A 3,766-nucleotide genomic window follows, 5' to 3' on the forward strand; every position below is an offset into this window, starting at 1 on the left:
GCGGCTCCTGCCGCGTTGCCCGGGCCGCCGGACACGGACGCGGCCCGGGCGGACGGCGGCCCGGCGGTCCCCGGTGGGCACGCATCGGCCGGCCAGGGCGTGGCGGGTGCCGCCGAGGACGGTGCGGGTGCGCGGGGGTTCACCGACGAGGACGGGCGGCCCAAGCGGTTCGCGTACCCGCCGCAGCTCCTCGTCGTCGACGGCGGCCAACCGCAGGTCGCCGCCGCCAAGCGCGCGCTCGACGAGCTGGGCGTCGACGACGTCGCCGTCTGCGGCCTCGCCAAGCGGCTCGAAGAGGTCTGGCTGCCCGGCGACGACGACCCCGTCGTCCTGCCGCGCTCCAGCGAGGGCCTCTACCTGCTCCAGCGGGTACGCGACGAGGCGCACCGCTTCGCCATCACCTACCAGCGCGCCAAGCGCGCCAAGCGAATGAAGTCGGGGCCGCTGGACGACGTGCCGGGCCTCGGCGACGCGCGCAAGCGGATACTCATCAAGCACTTCGGCTCCGTGAAGAGGCTGCGGCAGGCCACGATCGAGCAGATCTGCGAGGTGCCGGGCTTTGGACGCAAGACGGCCGAGTCCGTCGCGGTGGCCCTCGCCAGGACGGCTCCGGCCGCGCCCGCCGTGAACACGGCCACAGGAGAGATCATCGAAGACGACCGGGACGGCGGGAACGGCGGGAATGACTGAGAACGAGCCAGACGTGAGCAGGCCAGACGCGACCAGGCCAGAAACAACCAGGCCGGACGCGAGCACGGGCAGCGGACAGGCGGGCGGCGCGACCGGCGCGGGGGCCCCGCGCGAGCCGGACGGGCACGACCCGGGCGGCGCAGCCGAACCCGGCACGCCCGAGCTCGTGATCATCTCGGGCATGTCGGGCGCGGGCCGCAGCACCGCCGCCAAGTGCCTGGAGGACCTCGGCTGGTTCGTCGTGGACAACCTGCCGCCCGCGCTGATCCCGACGATGGTCGAGCTGGGCGCACGCTCCCAGGGCAATGTGGCGCGCATCGCCGTGGTGGTCGACGTGCGCGGCCGCCGCTTCTTCGACAACCTCCGCGAGTCACTCGCCGACCTCGACGCCAAGGGCGTCACGCGCAGGATCGTCTTCCTGGAGTCGTCGGACGAGGCGCTGGTGCGCCGGTTCGAGTCCGTGCGCAGGCCGCACCCGCTACAGGGCGACGGCCGCACGCTCGACGGCATCGTCGCCGAGCGCGACCTGCTGCGCGAGCTGCGCGGCGACGCCGACCTCGTGATCGACACGTCCAGCCTGAACGTGCACGAGCTGCGCGCCAAGCTCGGCGCCGGGTTCGCCGGCGAGGAGGAGCCCGAGCTGCGGGCCACCGTCATGTCCTTCGGCTACAAGTACGGCCTCCCGGTCGACGCCGACCTCGTGGCGGACTGCCGCTTCCTGCCCAACCCGCACTGGGTGCCCGAGCTGCGGCCGTACACCGGCCTCAACGACGAGGTCGCCAACTACGTCTTCCACCAGCCGGGCGCCAAGGAGTTCCTCGACCGCTACACCGAGCTGCTGGAACTGGTCGCCTCGGGCTACCGCCGGGAGGGCAAGCGCTACGTGACCATCGCCATCGGCTGCACGGGCGGCAAGCACCGCTCCGTCGCCATGTCGGAACGCCTCGCCGCGCGCCTCGCCGACGCGGGCATCGAGACGGTCACCGTCCACCGCGACCTGGGGCGCGAGTGACCGGCCGCACGTTCAGGATGCGCCGCCTGCGCACCGGCGGCCCCGCGCCCGCCGCGCGCGACCGCGGCACCCAGCCCAAGGTCGTCGCCCTCGGCGGCGGCCACGGCCTGTCCGCGTCGCTCGCCTCGCTGCGGCGGATCACGGGCGACCTCACGGCCGTCGTCACCGTCGCCGACGACGGCGGTTCGAGCGGCAGGCTCCGCGAGGAGCTCGGCGTGCTGCCGCCCGGCGATCTGCGCAAGGCGCTCGCGGCGCTGTGCGGCGACGACGACTGGGGCCAGACCTGGTCACGCGTCATCCAGCACCGCTTCCAGTCCCAGGGCGATCTGCACGACCACGCGGTCGGCAACCTGCTGATCGTCGCCCTGTGGGAGCAGCTGGGCGACCATGTCGCCGCGCTCGACCTCGTCGGCAAGCTGCTCGGCGCGCACGGCCGCGTCCTGCCCATGTCGGCGGTGCCGCTCGAGCTGCAGGCCCTCGTCAAGGGGCACGAGCCGACGCGCCCGGACGACGTGGAGACCGTAAGAGGTCAGGCGACCGTCGCGCTGACGCGCGGCGAGGTGCAGTCCGTGCACCTCGTACCGGCCGATCCGCCCGCCGTTCCCGAGGCCGTGCAGGCCGTCATGGACGCCGACTGGGTGGTTCTGGGGCCCGGATCCTGGTTCTCCTCCGTCATACCCCACCTCCTGGTGCCCGAGCTGCTGACTGCCCTGGTGGAGACCAGGGCGAGACGGGTCCTCTCGCTGAACCTCGCCCCCCAGCCGGGCGAAACAGAGGGGTTCTCACCGCAGCGTCATTTGGAGGTTTTGGCGCGACACGCCCCTAAACTCGCCCTCGACGTGGTGCTGGCCGACCGTGACGCCGTGCCCGACAGCGACTCACTCGCCGATGCCGCGAAACGCTTCGGTGCCGCCGTCGAGCTGGCTCCGGTCGCCGCGCGCGACAGTTCCGCGACGCACGACCCGGAGCTGCTGGCCGCCGCGTACGACCGTATTTTTCGCATGCACGGAAGGATCGGCCCATGGCGATGACGCCAGCGGTGAAGGACGAGATCGCCCGGCTGCCCGTCACCCGCACGTGCTGCAGGAAGGCCGAGGTCTCGGCGATCCTGCGGTTCGCGGGCGGGCTGCACCTGGTCAGCGGCCGCATCGTGATCGAGGCGGAGCTCGACACCAGCATCGCGGCACGGCGCCTGCGCAAGGACATCCTGGAGATCTTCGGCCACAACTCCGAGCTGATCGTGATGGCGCCCGGCGGCCTGCGCCGCGGCAGCCGCTACGTCGTACGGGTGATCACGGGCGGCGACCAGCTGGCCCGCCAGACCGGCCTCGTCGACGGCAGGGGCCGGCCCATCCGCGGCCTGCCGCCGCAGGTCGTCTCGGGAGCGACGTGCGACGCGGAGGCGGCCTGGCGCGGCGCGTTCCTCGCGCACGGCTCGCTGACCGAGCCGGGCCGCTCCTCCTCGCTCGAGGTCACCTGCCCAGGACCCGAGGCCGCGCTCGCCCTGGTCGGCGCGGCGCGCAGGCTGCAGATCCCGTCGAAGGCGCGCGAGGTGCGCGGCGTCGACCGGGTGGTCGTGCGCGACGGTGACGCGATCGGCGCGCTGCTGACGCGCCTGGGCGCGCACGAGTCCGTGCTGGCGTGGGAGGAGCGGCGGATGCGCCGCGAGGTCCGCGCCACCGCGAACCGCCTCGCCAACTTCGACGACGCCAACCTGCGGCGCTCGGCGCGTGCGGCCGTCGCCGCGGGCGCCCGGGTCCAGCGTGCGCTGGAGATCCTCGCCGAGGACGTGCCCGAGCACCTGGCGGCAGCGGGCCGCCTGCGCATGGATCACAAGCAGGCGTCCCTGGAGGAGCTGGGCGCGCTGGCCGACCCGCCGCTGACGAAGGACGCGGTCGCGGGCCGCATCAGGCGGCTGCTCGCGATGGCGGACAAGCGGGCGCAGGATCTGGGGATCCCCGGCACGGAGTCCACGCTGAGCGACGAGATGGCGGACGGCCTGGCGGTCTGAGGAGCGGGCCCCGCGCGGGCCGGGCGGCGCGTCCGCCCGGCCCGCGCGCGCCG

4 protein-coding genes are annotated in these 3,766 nt (G+C 73.9%); all 4 read left to right on the forward strand.

Going from position 1 to position 3,766, the window contains the following annotated elements:
- On the forward strand, nucleotides 1–690 hold a 690-nt coding region (locus JFN87_RS32360; protein ID WP_245182823.1), incomplete at its 5' end, for a helix-hairpin-helix domain-containing protein.
- Nucleotides 683–1,702 carry an RNase adapter RapZ gene (rapZ, locus tag JFN87_RS32365; protein ID WP_209345972.1) on the forward strand — a complete coding sequence of 340 codons (1,020 nt, stop codon included), beginning with the start codon at nucleotides 683–685 and terminating at the stop codon, nucleotides 1,700–1,702. The genes JFN87_RS32360 and rapZ, both read left to right, overlap by 8 nt.
- Nucleotides 1,699–2,733, forward strand: a complete 1,035-nt coding sequence (locus JFN87_RS32370) for a gluconeogenesis factor YvcK family protein (protein ID WP_209345974.1) — start codon at nucleotides 1,699–1,701, stop codon at nucleotides 2,731–2,733. Before rapZ ends, JFN87_RS32370 begins: the two co-directional genes overlap by 4 nt.
- Nucleotides 2,724–3,713: a DNA-binding protein WhiA gene (gene whiA / locus JFN87_RS32375; protein ID WP_209345976.1), complete on the forward strand. Its 990-nt coding sequence runs from the start codon at nucleotides 2,724–2,726 to the stop codon at nucleotides 3,711–3,713. The genes JFN87_RS32370 and whiA overlap by 10 nt, the downstream gene beginning before the upstream one ends.
- The last annotated feature ends 53 nt before the right edge of the window (nucleotides 3,714–3,766 follow it).

This window comes from Streptomyces montanisoli (assembly GCF_017813245.1).
In the GTDB taxonomy this organism is placed as follows: Bacteria; Actinomycetota; Actinomycetes; order Streptomycetales; family Streptomycetaceae; genus Streptomyces; species Streptomyces montanisoli.

Coding starts and splice junctions, on each gene's coding strand:
- whiA (WP_209345976.1), top strand. CDS start 2,724: ATGGCGATGACGCCAGCGGTGAAGGACGAGATCGCCCGGCTGCCCGTC.
- rapZ (WP_209345972.1), top strand. CDS start 683: ATGACTGAGAACGAGCCAGACGTGAGCAGGCCAGACGCGACCAGGCCA.